The organism is Paractinoplanes ferrugineus (assembly GCF_016862195.1).
Taxonomy (GTDB): domain Bacteria; phylum Actinomycetota; class Actinomycetes; order Mycobacteriales; family Micromonosporaceae; genus Actinoplanes; species Actinoplanes ferrugineus.
In genome coordinates this window covers 1-21,795 of the sequence record NZ_BOMM01000014.1, presented here as the reverse complement: position 1 = coordinate 21,795, position 21,795 = coordinate 1, and the positions used below count along the sequence as shown (strand labels likewise).

Here is a 21,795-nt window from a genome sequence, read left to right as displayed (position 1 = left end):
GCGAACCAGTGTGCCATAGCGAGAGCACTGCTCTTGCATTTTGAGCGGCCCGTGTGAGACTGTTGTTCTCGACAGAGAGCAGTGCTCACGAAGGAGAACAGAGATGTCGACGCACCTCATCATCGGTTCCGGCCCGATCGGCGGCAACGTCGCCCGCGTCCTGGTCGACCAGGGCGAACACGTGCGCATGGTGACTCGCAGCGGCAGCGGTCCGGAGCTGCCCGGCGTCGAGCGGGTGGCCGCCGACGCGTCCGACGCCGCCCGGCTCACCGAGCTGGCCGCCGACGCCGCCACGATCTACAACTGCGCGAACCCGAAGTACACCCAGTGGGAGCGCCTCTGGTACCCGATGAACGACGCGATGATCGCCGCCGCGAAGGCCGCCGACGCCGTCTACGTGATCACCGGGAACCTTTATGTCTACGGCCCCCAGCCGGGCGGCCGGATGACCGAGAACACGCCGCTGGCCGCGGTCGGCCGCAAGGGCAAGGTCCGCATCAAGATGTGGCGCGATGCCCTGGCCAGCGGTGTCCGTACGGTCGAGGTGCGTGGTTCGGACTACATCGGCGCGGGCGCGGTGGGCATCTTCAGCTCGGTGCTGCTGCCGGCCATCAAGAGCGGCCGGACGGCGTACGCGCCCGCCGACACCGACCTGCCGCACAGCTTCACCTACACCGGTGACATGGCCCGCACGATGGTGGCGCTGGCCCACGACGACCGGGCGCACGGCAAGGCCTGGCACGCCCCGACCCAGCCCGCCATCACCATCCGCGAGCTGGCCGACCGCTACACCGACCTGGCCGGTAAGCCCCGCGTGAAGATCCGCCACATGCCGCGCTTCGTGATGCGCACGGCCGGCCTGGTCGTCCCGATGGCCCGCGAGATGGCCGAGATGGACTACCAGTTCTACGCCCCCTTCCAGCTGGACAGCACGCTCACCGAGCAGACCTTCGGTCTCGAGGCCACCGACCTCGAGGTTCCCCTGCGCGAAACCGCCGCCGATGCCGAGAACCTCCTCGCCCGCCGAATGAACTGACCCCCTTGTCGTCGCCTGGCCCGCTGTCGTCGGCTCAGAGCCTCACCGGGGTCGGGCGGGGCGGCCGCTCAGAGCAGCAGGCCGACGCCGTCCCGCCGCGGGTCGCCGGCAGCGCCCGCCTGACCGACAGCGGTGACGCCGCCGAAGTAGTGGTTGAGGCCCGACCACTGCTCGACCTTCCAGCCCGCGTCGACCAGGACGGCCAGCTCGTCGCCCGGATAACCGCCCTCGGCGTGGACCGTGTCGCCGACCACGTGGAAGCGCGGTCGGCTGGTTGCCGACTCCATGTCGAGGTCGTCGACCAGCACCCCGAGCAGCGTGTCGATCAGTGCGGTGCGGATGCGTGAGGCCCCGGCCGAGCCGGCCGCCACGGCCAGCCGGCCCTGCGGATCGATCACCACCAGCGGGCACATGTTGGACGGCATCCGGGCACCTGGCACGAGATCGTCGGTGATCAGCTCGCCCTCGCCGAGCATCGAGTTGAGGTTGATGCCGAGGCCGGGCAGCCACACCCCGGAACCGAGACCAAGCGTCGTCGTGATCACGCAGGCGTTGCCCTGCGCGTCCACCACGGACACGTTCGTGGTGTCGCCGACCCGCTGCCGCCCCTGGTCGCGCAGCGCCTCGGCAAGCCCGGCAGCCCGCCCCGGCCGGGACAGATCGGCCGGCAGCGCCCCGATCGTGTCGACCACCCGGTTGAGATCGTGCCGAGCCCGTACCTGGTAGCCGCCCAGCGAGGCGCGGTCCACGTGCGTCTCAAGCACCCGGTATTCGGCCAGGTCGCGCGGCCCGAGCGAACCGCCCGCGCCGCGCACCGCGTCGACGACGACCGGCGCGAAGTCACCGGTGTAGAAGATCGACGGCCCGGCCACCGCCAGCGCCTCGAGTGCCGTCGCCAAGCCCGGGTGGAAGAGCAGCTCGCCGCCCTGGAGCCGACGCCCGTTCGGCGTGTAGACCGGGGCGCCCTCGCCGTAGGCCAGCGCCGGCGCGCAGGCATCGAGCGTTCGTGCGTGCGCCTCGGGGGTCGGCACCCCGGTCTTGGCCAGCTCGAACGCCGGCTGCACCAGCTCGGCCCACGGCAGCCGGCCCCAGCGCCGGTGCACCTCACCGCAGCCGGCCGGCACGCCGGGCACCGCCGCGCTGGCCCCGCCGATCGAGTAGATCTGCGGCAGTCCGCCGAAGAACACGTCCACCGAGATCGTCGGTCCGGGCTCGACGTCGCCGTCCAGGCCGGGCGCCGCCACGAAGAAGTCCAGGCAAGTCACCTTGCCGGTCGCCGCCTCGAAGTAGGTGGCGAATCCACCACCACCCAGCCCGGTGAAGATCGTCTCGGTCACGCAGGTGGCCAGGACGGCCGCCACCGCCGCGTCGGCCGCCGTCCCACCGTCCCGCAGGATCTGCAGACCGGCCCGAGCGGTCGCCGGATGGCTCGCGGCTACTCCGGCCGCAACGCTTTTCATGCGGCGAAGCGTAGGCGTAGCTACATGATCGTGGTTACCATGCGCGACCATGACGACCACCGGTCCCTCTCCGGAAGTACGGCCCACCGGCGTGTTGCCGCGCCGCGTGCTGGCCGGTTACTCCCTGGGTTCGCTGGTTACCGGTGCCTTCGGCACCGTGCCGGGTTTGCTGCTTCTGCCTTATCTGACCGATACGTTGGGTGTGGCCGCCGGTGTCGCGGGATTGCTCGTGCTGCTGCCGAAGGCGTGGGATGTTCTGATCAACCCGGTCGCCGGCCGGATCTCCGACCGCCGCGGTGACCGACGCCCGTTCCTGCTGGTCGCGGGCCTGCTGCTGGCGGTGCTGTTCGCGGCCATCTTCGCCGGGCCGATCCGTAGCGGCACCGGTGCCGGCGCCTACGTGGCGATCTCCTTCCTCACGGCCGCGACCGCGTACGCCTTCTTCCAGGTCCCCTACGTCGCCATGCCGGCCGAGCTGACCGACGGCTACGAGGAGCGGACCCGCCTGATGACCTGGCGGGTCGCCGTGCTGGCGCTGGCCATCCTCGTCTCGGGGGCGCTGGCCCCGCTCGTCGTCGATCAGGCCGGCGGCGGCCTCGTCGGCCACCGGTGGTCCGGCATCTTCGTCGGCGCCCTCATCGTCGTGGGCACCCTCGGCGTCTACTTCGGCACCCGTACGACCGAGACCCGCTCCGCCGGCGAGTCCGAGCCGAACCTGCGCAGCCAGCTACGCATCGCCGCCGCCAACCGTCCCTTCCGAGCGCTGTTGCTCTGCTGGATCATTCAGGCCATCGGCATCGGCACGATGCTGGCCGGAGTGCAGTATTTCGCCGACCACGTCGTGCACGCCGATTCCGGCGCCACCTTCCTCTTCGCCGCCTTCGTCGGACCGGCCCTGCTTGTCATGCCGTTGTGGAGCCGGGTGGGCGCCCGTTTCGGCAAGCCCCGTTCGCTGATCGCCGCCTCGCTGCTCTTCGCCCTCGGCGCGCTGGTGCTGCTCGCCGCCCCGGTATTGCCGCCGGTCGGCGTCTATCTGCTGGTTGCCCTGATCGGCGGCGGCTATGCCGGACAGCAGGTCTTCTCGCTGTCGATGCTGCCCGACTGCATCGCCCACGACACCGCGCGGACCGGCCGCCGCCAGGCCGGTGTCTTCACCGGTCTGTGGACCGCGGGGGAGACGCTCGGGCTGGCCCTGGGACCCGGGATCTACGCATTGATCCTCCAACTTTTCGGCTATGTCTCGTCGTCGACCGGCGAGGCCGCCACCCAGGACGACACCGCGCGGCTCGGCGTGCTGCTCGGCTTCACCGCGGTGCCGGCCCTGCTGGTCGGTGCCGCGGTCCTGCTATTAGGCGCCTACCGGGATCTCGAGCGATAGACGACTTCGGTCGACGATCCCTCGACCTTCGGAGACTGCCCCGCCAAGGCTCCACTCGGTTAGCGTCGTCGCATGTTCGAAGCACTGCCCGCCAAGGGCGTCCCAGGTGAGCAGATCCTCGACGAGCTGAGCGGGCTCCGCCGGGCCGATCTGCCCACCCACGGCGGCCGACTGTTCGCCTACGTCTACGACCCCGCCCTCGACGGCCTCGACGAGCTGGCGCAGGCCGCCCACGCGATCTCGGCGCACGTCAACGGACTCGACCCGACCGCTTTCCCGTCCCTGCTCGCCATGGAAAACGCCCTGGTCGGCGCCGCTTCCCAGCTGCTGGGCGGTAACGACGAGACGGTCGGCAGTGTCACGAGCGGCGGCACCGAGTCCCTGATCCTGGCCGTGAAAGCGGCCCGCGACAGCCGACCCGAGCTGACCACCCCGCGCCTGGTCGTCCCGTCCACCGCGCACGCCGCTTTCGCCAAGGCGGCGCACTACCTGCGGGTCGAGCTCGACGTGGTGCCGGTCGGCGCCGACCTGCGCGCCGACCCCGAGGCGACGGCCGCCGCGATCACCCGCGACACGGTGCTGGTGGCCGCCAGCGCGCCGTCCTATGCGCATGGCGTCGTCGACCCGATCCCGCAGTTGGCCGCCACAGCGGCCGCGCGGGGTGTGCGTTTTCACGTGGATGCCTGCTTCGGTGGCTGGGTGCTGCCCTACCTTCGCCGGTTGGGCGCCGATCTTCCCCCGTTCGACCTGTCCGTCCCCGGAGTCACCAGCATCTCGGTCGACCTGCACAAATACGCCTACGCGCCGAAGGGCGTCTCGATCCTGCTGCACCGCACCGAGACCCTGCGCCTCCCGCAATACTTCGCCTTCGCGGGCTGGCCGGGCTACACGATGATCAACCCGACGATTTCCTCCACCCGCTCCGGCGGTCCGATCGCCGCCGCGGCGGCCACCCTGCGCCACATCGGCGACGAGGGCTACCTCGACCTGGCCCGCAGCACCCGAGACGCGGTCGAAATCCTGTCCACAGCGGTCACCGAGACCGCCGGCGTCCGCCTGTTCGCCCCGCCCGAGACCACCATCGTCTGCCTGGCCGCCGACGCCTCGACCTCGACCCCGGCCTTGGCCCCGGCCACCACCGGCATCGACATCTTCGTGCTGGCCGACGAGCTCGCCGCCCGGGGCTGGCACACCCAACCGCAGATGGCGTTCGGCGAGCTGCCGCCCACCATCCACCTCACCGTGACCGCCGCAGTCGCGCCAACCGCCAAGGAATTCGCCGCCGACCTGGCCGCGGCCGTGACCGCCACTCGCGAGCGCGGCCCCGCCGAACTTCCCGCCCCTCTGGTGGAGGCGGCCGCCGCCCTGACCCCTGAGATGATCACGCCGGAGCTGGTGGCCGGCCTCGCCGAGGGCCTGGGCCTGGGCGCCGGCGACTTCACCCAGATGGCCGCCGTCAATTCCCTGCTCAACGTCGTTCCCCCGGCTTTGCGTGAAGCCCTGCTGACCGGCTTCCTGAGCCTCCTCCAACGCCCCACCCCGCCCGCCTGACTTTCCACTCCCGCGCCCGCGCCACCCCCGCGCCCTGCGTTCGCGCCGCCCTGCGCACACGCCGCCCTGCGTCCGCGCTGCCCCGCGCCCTGCGTCCGCGCTGCCCCGCGCCCTGCGTCCGCGCTGCCCCGCGCCCTGCGTCCGCGCCGCCCTGCGTTCGCGCCGCGTATTGAGGGCCGCGCCGCTCGTCCCGGCCGTGCGTGGTGCGGAGGGACCTGGGCCTGCCGCGCAGCGGGCGGGGGCGGGCACGGAGTAGGTTGACGACGTGGCCGGTCTGCCAGGAGTGCTCGGGGAGCCCATCCGGTTCGTTCTGAACTGGGGGAGGCGTTATTCGCTCTGGGTGTTCAACTTCGGGCTGGCCTGCTGCGCGATCGAGTTCATCGCGTCAAGCATGAGTCGGCATGACTTCATGCGGCTCGGCGTGATTCCGTTCGCGCACGGGCCGCGCCAAGCGGACCTCATGGTGGTGTCGGGCACGGTCACCGACAAGATGGCGCCGGCCATCAAGCGGCTCTATGACCAGATGCCCGAGCCGAAATACGTGATCTCGTTCGGGTCGTGCTCGAACTGCGGCGGGCCCTACTGGGACTCCTACTCGGTGACCAAGGGAGTCGACCAGCTGATCCCGGTCGACGTCTACGTCCCGGGCTGTCCGCCTCGGCCCGAGGCACTGCTGCACGGCATTCTGCGGCTGCAGGAGAAGATCGCGGCCGAGCAGGCGGGGGTCGGCGGAGTCTCGCGGCCCGACAGGTTGAGCGCGCGGCCGCGAGACGCTTCCTCTCTGACTGCCCCGATGGTCACTCCTCCGGCGGTCACCGCGGGCTAGTCTGCGCATCATGAGCCCTCGCGCGGATTTCATCATCGACGTCTTGACCAGGGAATTCGGCGAGCTGATGGCGCTCGATCCGGCCGCGTTCCGGCGGAAGTTCCGCAAGATGGCGGCCTCGCCGTTCGCGTTCTACCGGGGCAGTGCGTCGCTCTTCTATGCCGACCTGACCAGTGCGTTCCGCGATGACAGCTTCCTCGACGAGCACACCAGGCGGGTGTGGATCCACGGCGATCTGCACGCGGAGAACTTCGGCACCTACATGAACTCGTCGGGCGTGCTGGTCTTCAACGTCAACGATTTCGACGAGGCCTATGTGGGGCCGTTCTCGTGGGACCTGAAGCGTTTCGCCGCCAGCCTCGCGCTGATCGGCTACCAGAAAGCGCTGTCCGACGAGAGCATCACGACGCTGGTCAAGGCGTTCGCCCAGTCCTACCTGACCGAGCTGCGGGCGATCGCGTCCGGCGGTGACGACGCGATCGGGTCGATCACGCTGGACACGGCCGACGGCGTCCTGCGCCGGGTGCTTCAGGAGGCGCGGCTCAACACGCGTGTCGACCTGCTGGCCGGGCAGACCACGATCGACGACTACGAGCGCCGGTTCTCGATGACCGACGGCGTGTTCGAGGTCGACGAGGTGACCGGGTCGCTGGTGCGGGCCGCGTTCAGCGACTATCTGGACACGTTGCCGCAGGCGACGCGGGCGGGGGCCACCAACATCAAGGACATCAAGCTGCGCAAGGGCGTGGGCATCGGTTCGGCCGGCCTGCCGTCGTACAACCTGCTGCTCGAGGGGCACACCCAGGCGTTGGAGAACGACGTGATCATCTACATGAAGCAGGCGCAGGTGCCGGCGGTGGCGCGCTGGATCGACGACGAGCGGGTCAAGGCGTACTTCAAGCATCAGGGGCATCGCACCGCCGAGTCGCAGCATGCGCTGCAGGCGCACGCCGATCCGTGGGTCGGCTACACCACGCTCAACGGCGTCGGTCAGTTGGTCGCCGAGGTCTCGCCCTATGCGGCCGACCTGGACTGGGCCGACGTCAACGAGCCCGAGGAACTGCTCGGCGTGATCAACGACCTGGGCCGTGCGGTTGCCCGCATGCACTCGGTCGCCGACGACGAGTCCAGCCATGACCTGGTCGACTTCTCCACCGAGGAGGCGATCGCCGCCGCCGTCGACAAGGACGAGAAGGGCTTCGTCGACCACCTGGTCGACTTCGCCCACCGTTATGGCGACCAGGCGCGCGACGACCACCAGGACTTCGTCGACGTGTTCCGCAACGGGCGCCTGCCGGGCCTCTGAGCCGGCCGCGCGAAAACCATAGGATGTCGCCATGACGCCCGAAGAGGTCGGCGAACGCCTGGTCACGCTGATGGAGGACGACTCGCCGGATCAGCCCGACAAGGCGAACGCGACCGCGTCCGTCTCCGGGGGCGGTCCGGGCCACGAGCGCGCCGTCGTCGACGTGCCGGTCGCCCGCTGGTGGGAGGCGGTCGGCACGGCCAAGCACAATGGTGCGCTGGGCTGCGACTTCTTCGACTGGTTGTCGGCGGTCGACGAGCTCGACGACGGTTTCTCGGTGCTCTGCCACCTCTATTCGACGCGTCGTAAGCACTCGCTGCTGCTGCGCACCCGCATCACGCGGGAGGAGCCGGTGGTCGAGTCGGTGGTGGAGCTGTTCCCGGGCGCGGCGTGGCACGAGCGGGAGACGTTCGAGATGTTCGGCATCACGTTCGCCCGCCACCCCGACCTGAAGCCGCTGCTGCTGCCGCCGGGCTTCGAGGGCCATCCGATGCGTAAGGAGTTCGTGCTGGCGTCGCGGGTGGCGAAGGCCTGGCCGGGCGCCAAGGAGCCGGGTGAGTCGGAGGCCGGCACGACCAAGCGCGCCCCGATGCGCCCGCCGGGCGTGCCCGATCCCGCCGAGTGGGGACCGAACAGCAAATGATGCCTGTCTGGCTGGAGCTGATCATCCGGGTGGTGGCCGTGGTGGTCGCCTTCCTCACCCTGCCGCTCATCGTCGGCCAGGCCGAGCACAAGGTGATGGCGCACATGCAGGGCCGGCTCGGCCCGATGTACGCGGGCGCCTATCACGGCTGGGCGCAGCTGGTCGCCGACGGCGTGAAGTTCGTGCAGAAGGAGGACATCACGCCACGGGACGCCGACCGTGGGGTTTTCCGGCTGGCTCCGTTGGTGGCGCTGTTCCCTTACCTTCTGGTGCTGCTGGCCATCCCGCTCGGGCCCGGGAACCTGGTCGCGCAGCCGTTGGACGTCGGCTTGTTCTTCGTCCTCGCCGTGCTCGGCGTGGGCGTGCTGGCCGTGCTGATGTCGGCGTGGGCCAGTGCCAACAAGTACAGCCTGCTCGGTGGCCTGCGCGGGGCCGCCCAGCTGCTCGGTTACGAGCTGCCGCTGGTGCTGGCGGCGGCGAGCGTGGCGATGGCGGCCGGCACGCTGAGCCTGCCCGGCATCGTCGAGGCGTGGAAGCCGTGGTGGCTGCTGTGGCAGGCGCCCGCCGCGATCATCTTCTTCGTCTCCGGCCTGGCCGAGATCCGCCGCCCCCCGTTCGACATGCCGATCGCCGACTCGGAGCTGGTCTTCGGCTACATGACCGAATACACCGGGTTGCGGTTCGCGTTCTTCCTGCTCGCCGAATACGTCGGCATCATCGTGATCGCCGCCCTGACCACGGTGCTGTTCCTGGGCGGCTGGCACGGTCCGGCCGCCGACCAGCTGGGCTGGTTGTGGACGCTGCTGAAGATCTTCGCGCTGTCCTTCGTGATCATCTGGCTGCGCGTGACCTACCCCCGGCTGCGCGAGGACCAATTGCAGCGCCTCTGCTGGCTGGTGCTGGTCCCGTTGGCCCTGGGCCAGCTGGTCCTCACCGCCGCCGTGAAGGTCGCGACGTGAGCGGGGGCGGCGCGGCGTCCGGAACTCACCGCACCGAAGAACCCATGGGGGTGTGCTCGCGTCCGGCCGTGGGACGGGGCAGGATATGCGTTTGTGACTGATGACGGGGAGCGGAGCACGCCGGGCAAGGGGCTGGTGCAGGGGCTCGCCGTCACGCTCAAGACCATGACCAAGCGGTCGACGACCCAGCAATACCCGGACGTCGAACCGGAACTCCCGCCGCGCAGCCGAGGCGTGATCGCGCTGCTCGAGGAAAATTGCACGGTCTGCATGCTGTGCGCACGCGAGTGTCCCGACTGGTGCATCTACATCGATTCGCACAAGGAAGAGGTCGTCGTCCCGGGAGCGGCACGCGCGCGGCAGCGCAACGTGCTCGACAAGTTCGACATCGATTTCTCGCTCTGCATGTACTGCGGCATCTGCATCGAGGTCTGCCCGTTCGACGCGCTGCACTGGACGCCCGAGTTCGAATACGCCGAGACCGACGTGCTCGACCTGCTGCACGACAAGAACCGGCTGGGGGAGTGGATGCGCACGGTGCCTCCGCCGCCGGCCCACGACGTGCTCGGCGAGCCTTCCAAGGAAGAGGCGACGGCGGCGCGGAAGGCGGCGGGTCCGGGGGCGGCGACGGCGGCCAAAGCGGATGTACGGCGTACCTCCACCCCAACCGCAGGGCGGCCGAACCGAGCCGCGCATGCCAAGCCGGAACCGCCGGAGCAACCACAGTGACCGTGGCGGACGCGCTCCTGCTGGCTCTCGGCGCGATCGCGGTCGGCTCCGGTGCGCTCGTGGTGACCAGCAGTCACCTGGTCCGGGCCGGCCTCTACCTGGTCGTGAGCCTCGGTGCGACGGCCGGCCTCTACCTGGTGATGGGCGCCGAGCTGGTCGCCTGGGTGCAGGTGCTGGTCTACGTCGGTGCCGTGGTCGTGTTGCTGCTGTTCGCGGTGATGCTGACCAGGGCCCCGATCGGCCCGTCCCGGGACCTGGACCGCCCCGCGCTCCCGGCCGCGATCATCGGCGCCGGCACCGGCTTCGGGCTGACCGCGCTGCTCGCCGACGCCTTCCGCTGGACCGAGTTCGAGCTGCCCCCGCCCGGCACCGCCCAGCGGGTCGGCGAGCAGGTCTTCGGTGCCTGGGTGCTGCCGTTCGAGGTGCTGTCGATCCTGCTGCTGTCGGCCCTGGTCGGCGCGATCGTGCTGTCCCGGCCCGATCTCGGCGCCCGCCCCGATCCCGCGGCTCCGGCCCCGGCCCCGCCGCCCGACCCGGTCGACGAGTCGGCCGAGGTGGTGGCCCGTCTGGAGCGGATCGCCGCCCGCCAGGCCGCCGCGCAGGCCCGGGTCCGGCAGGCGCACGCCGACGAGCTGGCGGCCGCGGCGGCGGCGAACGCCCCCGAGCCGGCCCCGGAGCCGGCCGACCCGATGCACCGGCAGGCGCACGACGTCATCTTCGGCGCGCACGAGAACCGGCCGCGGGTGGGCGAGCCGGCCGAGGCCGAGGTCCTCGACTCCCGGATCATCCGGGGCGAGAGTGTGGTCGAGCGCGACGAGCCGATCGAGCCGAAGCGCGCGATCGAGGGTGCCCGGCCCGCCCGCAGCCGCCCGGCGATCGAGGGCGACGTGGTCGAGGGCGAGCTGGTCGAGGACGGGCCGGCCAACTCCCGGCCGGCCGGGAGTAAGCCGGTCGAGAGCAGGCCGGTCGAGGGCAAACCGGCCGAGGGCAAACCGGCCGAGGGCAAGCGCCCGGAGCTCCCGGCCGGCGACGATGAAAGCAAGGAGCGGTGATGCACGCGGTAATCCCGTACGTCATCGCCTCGCTGCTGTTCGCTCTTGGGGTTTACGGCGTCCTGCGGCGGCGCAACGCGATCATGGTGTTGATGGCCGTCGAGCTGATGCTCAACGCGATCAACCTGATTCTGGTCGCCGCCGACGCCACCGTTCGCGCCACCCTGACCGGCGTCCAGGCGGAGTCCTGGGCCTACCCGGTGCCCGAGCCGAAATCGGGGGCGATCTTCGCGCTGTTCGTGATCGTGCTGGCCGCCGCCGAGGTGGGCGTGGGCCTGGCCATCGTCCTGCAGTACTACCGGCTGCACCGGGACGTCGTGATCGATGAGGTCGGGCTGGACCAGCACGACCACGAGAAGCAGGTGACCGGGTGAACGTCGCGACACTCGGTTGGCTGATCCCCGGCGTGCCGCTGCTGCTCGGCCTCGTGGGCCTGACCCTCGGACCCGGAAACGGCGGTCCCCGGCGACTGGCCGCCGGCCTCGGCATCGCGGGCGCAACCATCTCACTCGCGGTGACCAGCGAGCTGTTGCTGGGCGCGACCATGCCACTCGAAGCCCAGACACACTGGGTGAGCATCGGCGCCATCGACGTCACGCTGGGTTTCTCGGCCCATCTGGCCGCGCTCTATGTGGCACTGGCCGTCGGCGTGGTCGCCCTGTGCGTGCAGATCTACTCGATCGGCTATCTGCACGACGACCCCCGCTATCCGCCGTACGCCGCCCAGGTCAGCATCTTCACCGGCGCCATGCTGCTGGTCGTCACGTCCGGGGACCTGATCGGCATGCTTGTCGGCTGGGAGGTGATGGGCGCCTGCTCGTACCTCCTGATCGGCCATGATCGACGGCTGCCCGAGGCCCCGGCCGCCGCGGTCAAGGCGTTCCTGGTGACCCGGGTCGGCGACGTCGGCTTCCTGCTCGGCATCGCGTTGCTGGCCGTCGACGCCGGCACCACCCGGATCAGCACCGTCCTCACCCACGACTACAGCTCCGGCACGCTCACCGCGGCGCTGATCCTGGTGCTGGCCGGGGTGGCCGGCAAGAGCGCCCAGTTCCCGCTGCACACCTGGCTGCCCGATGCGATGGCCGGTCCGACCCCGATCTCGGCGCTGATCCACGCCGCCACGATGGTCGCGGCCGGCGTCTACGTCGTCTTCCGGCTGTACCCGCTGTTCGAGCAGTCCCCGGCCGCCCTCGCCGTGCTGGGCGTGGCCGCGTCGATCACGATCCTGCTCGGTGCGCTGAGCGCCACCGCCCAGGACGACCTGAAACGTGTGCTGGCCTGGTCGACCGTCAGCCAGATCGGCTACATGACCGGGGCCCTCGCCGTCGGGTCGCCCGCCGGCGCGCTGTTCCACCTGCTCACCCACGCCGCGTTCAAGGCGCTGCTGTTCCTCGCGGCCGGCGCGGTGATCCACGCGGTCGGCACCAACTACCTGTCCCGGATGGGTGGCCTGCGCGAGCACATGCCGGTGACGTTCTGGTCGTTCGTGATCGGTCTCGGCGCGCTGGCCGGCCTGCCCCCGCTGGCCGGTTTCTGGTCGAAGGAGAACGTGCTGGCGGCGGCCGCGCACGCGACCGACGGCGGCGGTCCCGCCCCGGTCTGGGTGGCCTGGCTGGTGTGGGTGGCGGCGCTGTTCGCGGTGGCGATCACCGCCTGGTACGCGACCCGGCTGCTGCTCTTCGCGTTCTTCGGGCTCTCCCGCGGACACGGCCCGGACGGACCGGACTGGGAGGTCGGCTTCGACGACGCCCGCTACACCCAGCCGCACGTTCCGCACGACCCACCCGGCCCGATGCGCTGGCCGATCATGCTGCTGGCGGTCCCGGCCGCGCTGCTCGGTCTGGCGGCCTATGCCCCGGGCTTCCGCACCGCTCTCGAGCTGACCGAACCGCACCTGGGCGTAGCCGTCGTCCTGCCGCTCGTGCTGCTGGCCCTCGGCGCCGGCGCGGCCTGGTGGATGTGGCGCGCGGTGCCCGGCGTCGACCCGGCCGTCTTCCTCGGCCCGGCCCGTTCGCTGTTCGCGGCCGGCTTCCACCTGGACGCCGTGCAGGACCGCTTGGTCGTGCGCCCGGTGCAGCGGATCGCCCGGCTGGCGAAGGCGACCGACGAAAAGGTCGTCGACGCCTCGGTCGAGGGCACCGGCACCGCCACCAGCTGGCTCGGTGAGCTGGTCGCCGAGATGCACAAGATCGCGCTGCCGTTCGCCGCGCTCGTCGTTTTCGCCGGCGCCCTGCTGCTGACCATCTGGTTCGGAGCCGCCTCGTGAACGACGTCTACCCCGTGCTGCTGGTCGCGACCCTGGCCCTGCCGGCGCTCGGTGCGGCCGTTCTCGCCGTGTCGCCGGCTCGGCGCGCGGGCTGGATCGCGACCGCGTTCGCGGCGGCGGCCCTGATCCCGATCGTCGCGCTGCCGTTCGGCCACGAGTCGCCCCCGCCGGGAAACCTGCGGCCGTGGGCCGAGGTGAAACAGTCCTGGGTTCCGGCCCTGCATCTGGACTTCCACCTGGGTGTCGACGGCATCTCCTATCCGCTGGTCGCGCTCACCGGGCTGCTGACCCTGCTCTGCTGCGGTTACACGATCTGGAAAGCGCCGGACGGGGGCAAACCGCGTACCCTCCTGGCCCTGCTCCTGGTCCTGGAAACCGGCATCCTCGGCACCTTCCTCAGCCTCGACCTGATCCTGTTCTTCCTGTTCTTCGAGGTCACGCTGCTACCGATGTACGCGGTGATCGTCGGCTGGGGAGGCGAGCAGCGGCGGCGGGCGGGCCGCAAGTTCGTGCTCTACACGCTGTTCGGCTCGGTGCTCCTGCTGCTCGGCGTGCTCACGGTGGCCGTGCACGCCGGAACCGCCGACATCGTCGCCCTGAACGGTGGCGGGGGTCTTTCCCGAAGCACCCAGTACGCCGCGTTCGCCCTGTTCGCGGTGGCGTTCGCGGTCAAGGCCCCGCTCTGGCCGCTGCACAGCTGGCTGCCCGACGCGCACACGCAGGCCCCCACGGTCGGCTCGGTGATCCTGGCCGGCGTGCTGCTGAAGATGGGCACCTACGGCCTGATCCGGGTCGGTGTCGGGGTGACCCCGCTCGGGGCCCGCTGGGCCGCGCCGCTGCTCGGCATCCTGGCCGCCGCGGCGATCCTGGCCGGCTCGCTGCTCTGTCTGCGGCAGACCGAGCTGAAGCGGCTGATCGCCTATTCGAGCGTCGGCCACATGGGCTTCGTGCTGCTCGGCATCGCGACCCTGACCGCGACCGGCATCCAGGCCGCGCTTCTCGGCAACGTCGCCCACGGCCTGATCACCGGCCTGCTGTTCTTCCTGGCCGGGGCGATCAAGGACCGGGCGCACACCGGCGACCTGGCCGAGCTGGGCGGGCTGCGGGAGACCGCGCCCCGGCTCGCCGGCCTGCTCGGCTTCGCCGCGATCGCCTCGCTCGGCCTGCCCGGCCTCGCCGGTTTCTGGGGAGAGGCGTTCGCCGTGGTGGCGGCCGTGCGGCACGGCGGGGCGCTGTGGATCGTGCTGGCGTCGGTGGCCGCGCTCGGCGGCGCGCTGACCGCCGCGTACTTCCTGCGGTTGCTGCGCAAGGTGACGCACGGACCGGTCGGCACCGCGGTGTCGCCGGCCATCGCCGGGGCGGAATGGTTCGCCTGGGCGCCGCTGGTGGCGCTCACCCTCGCCGTGGGGCTCGTGCCGACGCTGGTGCTGGCCGCGACGTCACTGCCGGTGGAGGCACTGATCCGATGACCCTCGACCACGTGACGCTGCTGCCGCTCTATGCCGCCGCCGGGGCCGCCGTCCTCGTCCTTCTCGCCGACTTGATCGTCGCGCGGCGCGCCGCCACGGTCGGTGCTCTGCTGTTCGGCGGTCTCGCCACCGCGGTCTGCGCGATCGTGGCCGGAGTGCGGCGACCGACCTTCTGCGCCGGCGCCGAATGCTCCTGGGTTCCGACCCCGCTGGCGGTGACCATGGCCGTCGTGTTCGCCGCGCTGACCGTCGGCGTGCTGGCCCTGTCCGTGCCCGCACTGCGGATCGGCGCCGCCCCGCCCGGTGAGTTCTGCTTCCTGCTGGCCGCCTCGATGACCGGCGGGGTGGTGATCGGTTACGCCGGCGACCTGATCACCCTGATCGTCGGCCTGGAAACCCTGACCCTTCCGCTGTACGTGCTGGTCGGCCTGCGCCGGTTCGCGCCCGGGGAGCGGCCCAGCACCGCGGGCGCGTCCGCGTCCATCACGTTCTTCCTGATCAGCATCGTCTCGACGGCGATCGCGTTGCTCGGCGCGGCCCTCAACTACGCCGCCACCGGTGCCATCCACCTCGAGCACCTGGTCGCCGGCATCGGACCACTCGGCCCGGTCGCCCAGACCGGGGCCGCCCTGCTGGTGATCGGGTTCGCGTTCAAGGTGGCCGCGGTCCCGATGCACGCCTGGGCGCCCCCGACCTACGAGGGCGCGCCCCTGCCGGTGGCCGCCTACCTCTCCACCGCGTCGAAGCTCGGCGGTGTCCTGGCCCTGATCGCGATCGTCTCGAAGCTGGACGCCGCCCCGGTGGTGGCCGCCCTGGCCGTGCTCACCATGACCACCGGCAACCTGGTCGCCCTGCGCCAGCAGCGGATGGTGCGGCTGCTGGCCTGGTCGTCGATCGCCCAGGCCGGTTACATCCTGGCGGCGCTGGCCCTGGGCGCCGCCGGGGTCCGTTCGGCGGCCGTCTACGCGGTCTTCTTCGTGGTCCTGGAGTTCCTGGCGTTCGGCGTGGTGGTGGCCCTGCGACCGCCCGCCGGGGACGGCGGTGACCTGCTCGCCTATCGGGGAGCGGGCCGCCGGCACCCGTGGCTCGGCGCCGCCATGGTGCTCGCCCTCGCCGGCCTGGCCGGCCTGCCGCCGGGGCTGGCCGGCATGTTCGCCAAGGTCACGGTGGTCGACGCGCTGATCGCCGAGGGCTGGGGCTGGCTCGCCGGTTTCGTCGCGCTGAACGCGGTGATCGGCCTCGCCTACTACGCGCGCGTCGCCACCACGCTCTATGTGACCCCGCCCAAGCCGGGCATCCAGCTCGTCGACCCCGACCTGCTCGAGGCGGCCACCCATCCGCGCGTGCGGGTCACCCGTCCGGTGGCGGCCGCCCTGATCATCGCGGCCGGCACGGCGGTGGCGGTCGGCTTCGCACCGCAGCTGCTCTTCGACGCGCTCAGCTGATCTTCTTCTCGACCTCCGCGCGCAGGTCCGCCGGCAGGCCCTCGGCGTCGAGCAGCCGGGCCAGCCGCGACTTGTCGAGCATGTAGATGTGGAACGCCTCGGCGATGCTCACGCTCTTGACCGGCCGGTGCACGACCTCGATCGAGTCATCGGCCCGGACCGGCCCCGGCGTCACCACGCGCAGGTAGGCCCCGGTGCGATTGGCCCTGGTGAACCGCTTCGACCACTGCGGCTCCGCCATCCGCGCCTGGAACGTGGCGCACGGGACCCGCCCGAAGGTGGGCTGAAGCTCCAGCACGTCGCCGATCCGCCACACCTCGCCGATCATCGCGCCGGTCACGTCGACGCCGAGGGTGGTGAGGTTCTCCCCGAAGGCACCGCCGGCCAGGTTGCGGCCGAGTTCCTTCTCCCACCAGTCGTAGTCCTCCCGCGCGTACGCGTAGATCGCCTGATCGTCCCCGCCGTGGTGGCGTATGTTGCCGATCGGGTCGCCGACCAGCCCACTGTGCAGCCCCGTCGTCTTCGGCCCGGGCGCCCGTACGAGCACCGGGTGGTCGACCGGCCGCTTGTCGATGCCGGTCATGCCGCGCTTCTTGGTCGGCTTGGAACGCGGCACCCCGACGTTCACCGAAAGCACCTTCACGAGAACCTCACCGCCACCCGATCCTCGACGGGCCGGTAGCCCAATCGCTGGTAGAGACCGTTGCTTGTCGGGTTGGCCAGGTCGGTGAACAGCACCACCGACTCGGCGCCCTGGTCGAGCGCATGCTGGGTGACGGCCGCGGTGGCCGCCCCGGCATAGCCGCGACCGCGCAGTTCGCGCGGGGTGTAGACCGACTGCACGCGGCTCATGCCGGCCTCGATGCGGGACCGGGCGGCCATCGACACCGGCACGCCGTCGACCTCCCACAGCACGAAGCCGTCGAACCCGATCCGCTCGTCGACGAACGCGCCGCGGTCCGCGCTGGGCTGCTCGCCGAGCGCGGCGTGGAACTCGTCGTCCCAGCGCATCAGCAGGTCACGGTCCTGCGTTGTCGCCACCCGTGCCTGCCCATTCGGCGCCGGCAATGGGGTCAGCGTGTCCAGAAGGTACAACCGGGTGCGCATCGTCACGGTCGCCGGGGCGCCGCGCCGTTCGACGAAGTCGTCGAGCACGTCGGCCGTCATGTTGACGCCGCTCAGCGGGCGGTCGGCGAGTGTCTCGGCCGCCTCCGCGACGGCCGCCGCCGGCATCGAGCTGAACATCATCGGATGCGGCGGGGTCTGCAGCAGCACCGCTTCCACCGAACCGCCGGCACGCCAGAACCCGAAAACCGGATCTTCCGGCCCGTACGCGTGCGGACCGCGCCGCCGCAACGTGGCAATCAGCGTGAGCAACACGGTGTGCTGGACCGGCCGGGTCCGCAAGAAATCCCCCGCGGTCGAGGCGAAGGCCTCGACGTCGGTGGTCAAGTCCCAGGGCATTCCCCAATACTTGCCCGATCACCGGCGAATCGCACCCCGATCAGAGACCCCATACCTTGGCGATCCGGGCCAGCGAATCCTGCCGGGTCGCCGGGTCGTGAACGGTCCCGGCGAGGATCAGCTCGTCCGCCCCGGTGCGCTCGACCAGCGCGTCGAGGCTGTCGACGACCTCCTCGGCGGTGCCGGCGTATTGCGTGCCCGGCAGCGAGTCGAGCATCGCGCGGTCCAGATCGGACAGTTCCACCGCGGCCGCCTGCTCGGGTGAGACGATCGGCCCGAGTCGCCCGGTGCGCAGGCTCAGCGCCATGATTCGGCTGGGGCCAGCCAGGTAGAGCGCCTCCTCCGTGGTCTCGGCCGCGATCACCGAGGCACTGACCATCACGTGCGGCTGCGGGAACTGCGGGGACGGCTTGAAGCCCGACCGGTAGAGGTGCAACGCGGACTCCACATCCGAACTGACCGCGAAATGGAAGGCGTAGCAGAACGGCAGCCCCAGGGCGGCCGCGACCTGTGCCCCGTACGTCGAGGAGCCCAGCATCCACACCTCGGGGAAGCTCTCCGCCGCCGGCGTGGCCCGCAGCCGGGCCACCGGCCCGGCGTCGATCCGCTCGTCGCCCAGCAGCGCCAACAGGGTCTGCAGGTGTTCCGGGAACTGCTCGACGGTGAGGTAGGGCGAGACGCCGCGCAGCGCCGCCGCGGTGGTCTGATCGGTGCCGGGCGCCCGCCCGATGCCCAGGTCGATGCGGCCCGGGTGCAGCGCCTCCAGAATCGCGAACTGCTCGGCCACCACGAACGGCATGTGATTGGGCAGCATCACACCACCCGAGCCGACCTTGATCCGGTGGGTGTGCGCGGCCACCGAGGCGATCAGCACTGGGGGAGCGGTCGACGCGACGGCCGGCATGTTGTGGTGCTCCGCCACCCAGAACCGGTGATAGCCCAGATCGTCAGCCGCCCGGGCGATCTCAAGGGTGCCGTGGAGCGCGTCGGCGCTCGAGTGACCCTCACGGACGGTAGCCAGATCGAGCACGGAGAGCGGGACGCGGTTCATGGATCCGACTTTAACGCGGCCTCTGATTGCGGATCACTTGCACGCCGACGGTGACCGCACCAAGGGCCGCACCCGGCACCAGCATCCACACCGGCCACGGATAGACGCTGCCGTCGACACTCGCCACCACGAGCCCGAACACCACCAGGTTGACCACGGTGACCGACGCCCAGATGGTCCAGAGCACCATCAACGCCGTCGGCATCCGCCGCGCCTCGCGGCGCAGCTCCGCCTGTCGGCGGGCGGCCACTTCGGTCGCGGACAAACCCGGGTGCGGCAGGTCAGAGACGAGCAGAAGCAGTTCCTTGTACGTCTTCGCGGAGTACGCCTCGCGCACCCGGTCGTCGTACTCGTGCAACGAGAGCCGGCCCTCGTCGAGCGCCGACTTCAACTGGTCGGCGACCTTCTGCCGGTCGGCGTCGGCCGCGCGAAGCGTCTCGACGTCGGCTCGCACCTCTTTGGCCATCGGACACTCCTCCCCGTGTGGGGCTCAGATTATCCGGAGTGACCCGGGTGATGGAACTGATGCGCGACGGCGTGGCCCTTGCCGCGCGCGATCATCCACCGGTTGACCGGCACCGTCACCACGAACGCGATGGCCAGCGACGCGACGAGGCTGCCCCAGAACAGCACGTCGCCGAGTCCGGCGTTCATGGCGCCCGGGATGACGAGCAGGCTGCCGTTGTCGACGAGCTCCATCACCGCGATCGACACCGTGTCGGCGGCGAGCGCGACCCCGAGCGCCCGCCGGAACCCCACCCCGGCCGCGAGCACCGGCCGGATGGCGAGCGTGTAGCCGAAGAGGAAGGCCAGCGCGATCGAGAGCGCGATGTTGCCGGCGTTGTGCCAGCCCAGCGCCGTGCTGATCACCATCCCGAGAATCTCCCCGAGGGCGCAGCCGGTAAGGCAGTGCAGCGTGGCGGAGATGGCCGCCCTGGTCAGTCCCATCCTCGGAACATACCCCCAGGGGGTACCAGGAGCCAAGGCGGGCCGGACCGGTCAACTCAGGATCAGGACGGCTTCCTCGATCTCGGCGTGGCGGCCCTCGGCGTACGAAATCTCGGTGTTGACCTGCTTGAAGCCCGCCTTTTCCAGCACCCGGAGCGAACCCCGGTTGTCGGCGGCGGCCCGAGCGTGGATCGGGCGGGACCGGACGACCTGGAGGAACAGCGTCAAGGCCGCGGAGGCGATGCCCTGGCCCCAGAACGCGCGGTCCACCCAGTAGGTGATCTCGGTTTCGCCGTCGGTCACCCAACTGGAGATCATGCCGGCCACCGCGCCGTCCTGGGTGATCACCCGATAGGTGACCTCAGGGTTGGCTCGCAGCCGGGAGAGGTGCGCCTCGAACAGCTCCCGGTTGTCCGGGTCACGCCCCACGAAGGCGGCCATCCGCATCGACTCCGGGTCGCGCATCATCGCGAACAGCGGGTCCAGGTCGGTGTCGATCATTGCTCGTAACGCGGTGACAGCCATGGCGGGGACGCTAGCAACCATTCAGCCAACTCACAGTCCCGGACGGATGAAAGAGCAGGTCAAAGGCGTTGAGACGGGTACGCGACCCACCTAGGAGTTTCAGTTGCACAGCCATCACAACGGTCTCAAGACGGCCGCTCTGCTCGGTCTGCTCACCGGGCTGATCCTGGCGATCGGCTACTGGATCGGTGGCAGTGGCGGCCTCGTTCTCGCCGCCGTCATCTCGTTGGCGATGAACGCGTTCAGCTACTTCTACTCGGACAAGCTGGCGCTGCGGGCCATGCGCGCCCAGCCGGTCAGCGAAGCCGAGTTCCCGGAGCTCCACCAGATCGTCCGGGAGCTTTCCGCCGCCGCCAACCAGCCCATGCCCCGGCTCTACGTCTCCCCGTCAGCGCAGCCCAACGCGTTCGCGACCGGCCGCAACCCGCAGCACGCCGCCGTGGCCGTCACAGTCGGCATCACCCACCTGCTCGACCGGCGTGAACTCCGTGCCGTCCTCGGCCACGAACTGTCGCACGTCTACAACCGCGACATCCTGATCTCCAGCGTCGCCGCCGCCCTGGCCGGCATCATCACGATGTTCGCCCAGCTGGCAATCTTCCTCCCGCTGGCCGGCGGCTCCGACGACGACGACCGCCCCAACCCGGCCTCGCTGCTGCTCATGCTGATCCTCGGCCCGCTCGCCGCCTCGGTCATCCAACTGGCGATCAGCCGCAACCGCGAATTCCAGGCCGACGCCTCCGGCGCCAGGCTCACCGGCGACCCACTCGCCCTCGCGAGCGCCCTGCAGAAAATCCAGTACGGCACCCAGCTCCGCCCCCTCCCCGCCGAGGGCCAGCTGACCAGCGCCGCCCACCTGATGATCGCCAACCCGTTCCGCGCCGGCGGCATCTCCACCCTCTTCTCCACCCACCCGCCGATGGCCCAGCGAATCGCCCGCCTGCAGGCGATGGCCGGCGCCGTCCAACTTCGCTGACCAGCAACCATCCAGCCTCACAGAAACGGCCCCGGTCTGCTCACGCAGCTCCGGGGCCGGAACTCGGACCCGCCAAGTGACCCAGCTCCGCATGCCAGGCCCGCACCGACCCGTTCACCCGCGGCCAGCCGGTCGCGTCCGATGAGATGCCCCTCTCGCGGGCGGCCCTCCTGACCTTGGCCACCGTCGCGATGATGACGGCCGGAACCAGGATGCCGCCGCACCCGAACACGAGATCAATCGGTTTCAGGGACTCCAGCACGAGTCGGCTCTCCGGTCGGTGCTCATGATGCCTGGAGTTGTTCTTGGCTTGCCGAACGTTCGTTACCGGATAGGGCATCCGCGCATCGCAGCACCATCGATGGCCAATGCTCGGCCATCACCGACAACGGCACCTGCCAGGACACCACCGCCAACACCTCACTCAGGACCCGGCTGGCCCGATCGATGTCGCCGCCGGCCGCGACCGCCCGGGCCACCGCGGTCAGCGCCTGCGCCTGTTGGGCCGGGTCGGTGATCGAGCGGGCCACGCCTTCCGCCCGCGCGACATCGCCACCGGCCGCGGCCGTACGGGCCACCGCCGCCAGCGCCTGCGCCTGTTGGGCCGGGTCGCTGATCGAGCGAGCCAGGCTTTCCGCCCGTACGACATCCCCGCCGGCCATGACCGTCCGGGCCACTGCCGTCAGCGCCCACGCCTGTTGGGCCGGG

The 21,795-nt window shown here is 70.7% G+C and carries 21 protein-coding genes and 1 pseudogene; 14 read left to right on the top strand and 8 right to left on the bottom strand.

Going from position 1 to position 21,795, the window contains the following annotated elements:
• The first annotated feature begins 103 nt into the window (after nucleotides 1-103).
• Nucleotides 104-1,036: an NAD-dependent epimerase/dehydratase family protein gene (locus Afe05nite_RS09705; RefSeq protein ID WP_203816665.1), complete on the top strand. Its 933-nt coding sequence runs from the start codon at nucleotides 104-106 to the stop codon at nucleotides 1,034-1,036.
• 68 nt (nucleotides 1,037-1,104) lie between these two features.
• Here Afe05nite_RS09705 and Afe05nite_RS09700 read toward each other — a convergent pair whose 3' ends face one another.
• Entirely contained in the window at nucleotides 1,105-2,496 is a 1,392-nt protein-coding gene (locus tag Afe05nite_RS09700; protein ID WP_203816664.1) for a gamma-glutamyltransferase, read from the bottom strand.
• A gap of 49 nt (nucleotides 2,497-2,545) precedes the next feature.
• Here Afe05nite_RS09700 and Afe05nite_RS09695 point away from each other — a divergent pair, with 49 nt between their 5' ends.
• From Afe05nite_RS09695 to Afe05nite_RS09640, 12 genes and pseudogenes are all read left to right on the top strand, one after another.
• Nucleotides 2,546-3,874 carry an MFS transporter gene (locus tag Afe05nite_RS09695; RefSeq protein ID WP_203816663.1) on the top strand — a complete coding sequence of 443 codons (1,329 nt, stop codon included), beginning with the start codon at nucleotides 2,546-2,548 and terminating at the stop codon, nucleotides 3,872-3,874.
• A gap of 72 nt (nucleotides 3,875-3,946) precedes the next feature.
• On the top strand, nucleotides 3,947-5,425 hold the full coding sequence (locus Afe05nite_RS09690) for a pyridoxal phosphate-dependent decarboxylase family protein (RefSeq protein ID WP_203816662.1): 1,479 nt from the start codon (nucleotides 3,947-3,949) through the stop codon (nucleotides 5,423-5,425).
• 265 nt (nucleotides 5,426-5,690) lie between these two features.
• Entirely contained in the window at nucleotides 5,691-6,251 is a 561-nt protein-coding gene (locus Afe05nite_RS09685; protein ID WP_203816661.1) for an NADH-quinone oxidoreductase subunit B, read from the top strand.
• A gap of 10 nt (nucleotides 6,252-6,261) precedes the next feature.
• Nucleotides 6,262-7,557 carry a DUF2252 domain-containing protein gene (locus tag Afe05nite_RS09680; RefSeq protein ID WP_203816660.1) on the top strand — a complete coding sequence of 432 codons (1,296 nt, stop codon included), beginning with the start codon at nucleotides 6,262-6,264 and terminating at the stop codon, nucleotides 7,555-7,557.
• 31 nt (nucleotides 7,558-7,588) lie between these two features.
• Nucleotides 7,589-8,200 carry an NADH-quinone oxidoreductase subunit C gene (locus tag Afe05nite_RS09675; RefSeq protein WP_203816659.1) on the top strand — a complete coding sequence of 204 codons (612 nt, stop codon included), beginning with the start codon at nucleotides 7,589-7,591 and terminating at the stop codon, nucleotides 8,198-8,200.
• A complete protein-coding gene (locus tag Afe05nite_RS09670) occupies nucleotides 8,200-9,159 on the top strand; it encodes a complex I subunit 1/NuoH family protein (protein ID WP_203816821.1) in 960 nt (319 codons plus the stop codon). The genes Afe05nite_RS09675 and Afe05nite_RS09670 overlap by 1 nt, the downstream gene beginning before the upstream one ends.
• A 93-nt stretch (nucleotides 9,160-9,252) precedes the next feature.
• Nucleotides 9,253-9,888: a NuoI/complex I 23 kDa subunit family protein gene (locus Afe05nite_RS09665; RefSeq protein ID WP_203816658.1), complete on the top strand. Its 636-nt coding sequence runs from the start codon at nucleotides 9,253-9,255 to the stop codon at nucleotides 9,886-9,888.
• Nucleotides 9,885-10,442 (top strand): annotated as a pseudogene (locus tag Afe05nite_RS09660) (NADH-quinone oxidoreductase subunit J family protein); the annotation flags it as partial. The gene Afe05nite_RS09665 and the pseudogene Afe05nite_RS09660, both read left to right, overlap by 4 nt.
• 497 nt (nucleotides 10,443-10,939) lie before the next feature.
• Nucleotides 10,940-11,314: an NADH-quinone oxidoreductase subunit NuoK gene (nuoK, locus tag Afe05nite_RS09655; protein ID WP_203816657.1), complete on the top strand. Its 375-nt coding sequence runs from the start codon at nucleotides 10,940-10,942 to the stop codon at nucleotides 11,312-11,314.
• Nucleotides 11,311-13,209, top strand: coding sequence for an NADH-quinone oxidoreductase subunit 5 family protein (locus Afe05nite_RS09650; protein WP_203816656.1), 1,899 nt, complete (start codon nucleotides 11,311-11,313; stop codon nucleotides 13,207-13,209). The genes nuoK and Afe05nite_RS09650 overlap by 4 nt, the downstream gene beginning before the upstream one ends.
• Nucleotides 13,206-14,678, top strand: coding sequence for a complex I subunit 4 family protein (locus tag Afe05nite_RS09645; RefSeq protein ID WP_203816655.1), 1,473 nt, complete (start codon nucleotides 13,206-13,208; stop codon nucleotides 14,676-14,678). Before Afe05nite_RS09650 ends, Afe05nite_RS09645 begins: the two co-directional genes overlap by 4 nt.
• On the top strand, nucleotides 14,675-16,123 hold the full coding sequence (locus Afe05nite_RS09640; protein WP_203816654.1) for an NADH-quinone oxidoreductase subunit N: 1,449 nt from the start codon (nucleotides 14,675-14,677) through the stop codon (nucleotides 16,121-16,123). Before Afe05nite_RS09645 ends, Afe05nite_RS09640 begins: the two co-directional genes overlap by 4 nt.
• On the opposite strand, the gene Afe05nite_RS09635 is transcribed toward Afe05nite_RS09640, so the two are convergent.
• The 6 genes from Afe05nite_RS09635 to Afe05nite_RS09610 are packed head-to-tail and all read right to left on the bottom strand — an operon-like array spanning nucleotide 16,116 to nucleotide 20,111.
• Complete coding sequence (locus tag Afe05nite_RS09635) at nucleotides 16,116-16,706, bottom strand: MOSC domain-containing protein (RefSeq protein WP_203816820.1); 591 nt, start codon at nucleotides 16,704-16,706, stop codon at nucleotides 16,116-16,118. The genes Afe05nite_RS09640 and Afe05nite_RS09635 overlap by 8 nt on opposite strands.
• Before the next feature lie 56 nt (nucleotides 16,707-16,762).
• Complete coding sequence (locus tag Afe05nite_RS09630; protein ID WP_203816653.1) at nucleotides 16,763-17,587, bottom strand: GNAT family N-acetyltransferase; 825 nt, start codon at nucleotides 17,585-17,587, stop codon at nucleotides 16,763-16,765.
• A gap of 40 nt (nucleotides 17,588-17,627) precedes the next feature.
• On the bottom strand, nucleotides 17,628-18,638 hold the full coding sequence (locus Afe05nite_RS09625; RefSeq protein WP_203816652.1) for an LLM class flavin-dependent oxidoreductase: 1,011 nt from the start codon (nucleotides 18,636-18,638) through the stop codon (nucleotides 17,628-17,630).
• 10 nt (nucleotides 18,639-18,648) lie between these two features.
• Entirely contained in the window at nucleotides 18,649-19,104 is a 456-nt protein-coding gene (locus Afe05nite_RS09620; RefSeq protein ID WP_203816651.1) for a DUF1707 SHOCT-like domain-containing protein, read from the bottom strand.
• 29 nt (nucleotides 19,105-19,133) lie between these two features.
• Nucleotides 19,134-19,586 carry a DUF4396 domain-containing protein gene (locus Afe05nite_RS09615; protein ID WP_203816650.1) on the bottom strand — a complete coding sequence of 151 codons (453 nt, stop codon included), beginning with the start codon at nucleotides 19,584-19,586 and terminating at the stop codon, nucleotides 19,134-19,136.
• Nucleotides 19,587-19,637: 51 nt separating this feature from the next.
• Nucleotides 19,638-20,111 carry a GNAT family N-acetyltransferase gene (locus tag Afe05nite_RS09610; RefSeq protein WP_203816649.1) on the bottom strand — a complete coding sequence of 158 codons (474 nt, stop codon included), beginning with the start codon at nucleotides 20,109-20,111 and terminating at the stop codon, nucleotides 19,638-19,640.
• A 103-nt stretch (nucleotides 20,112-20,214) separates the two neighbouring features.
• Between Afe05nite_RS09610 and htpX the strand changes: the two genes are divergently transcribed.
• On the top strand, nucleotides 20,215-21,087 hold the full coding sequence (gene htpX, locus Afe05nite_RS09605; RefSeq protein WP_203816648.1) for a zinc metalloprotease HtpX: 873 nt from the start codon (nucleotides 20,215-20,217) through the stop codon (nucleotides 21,085-21,087).
• A 284-nt stretch (nucleotides 21,088-21,371) separates the two neighbouring features.
• On the opposite strand, the gene Afe05nite_RS09600 is transcribed toward htpX, so the two are convergent.
• Nucleotides 21,372-21,795, bottom strand: a 424-nt coding sequence (locus tag Afe05nite_RS09600; protein WP_203816647.1) for a hypothetical protein, incomplete at its 5' end; no start/stop codon positions are given.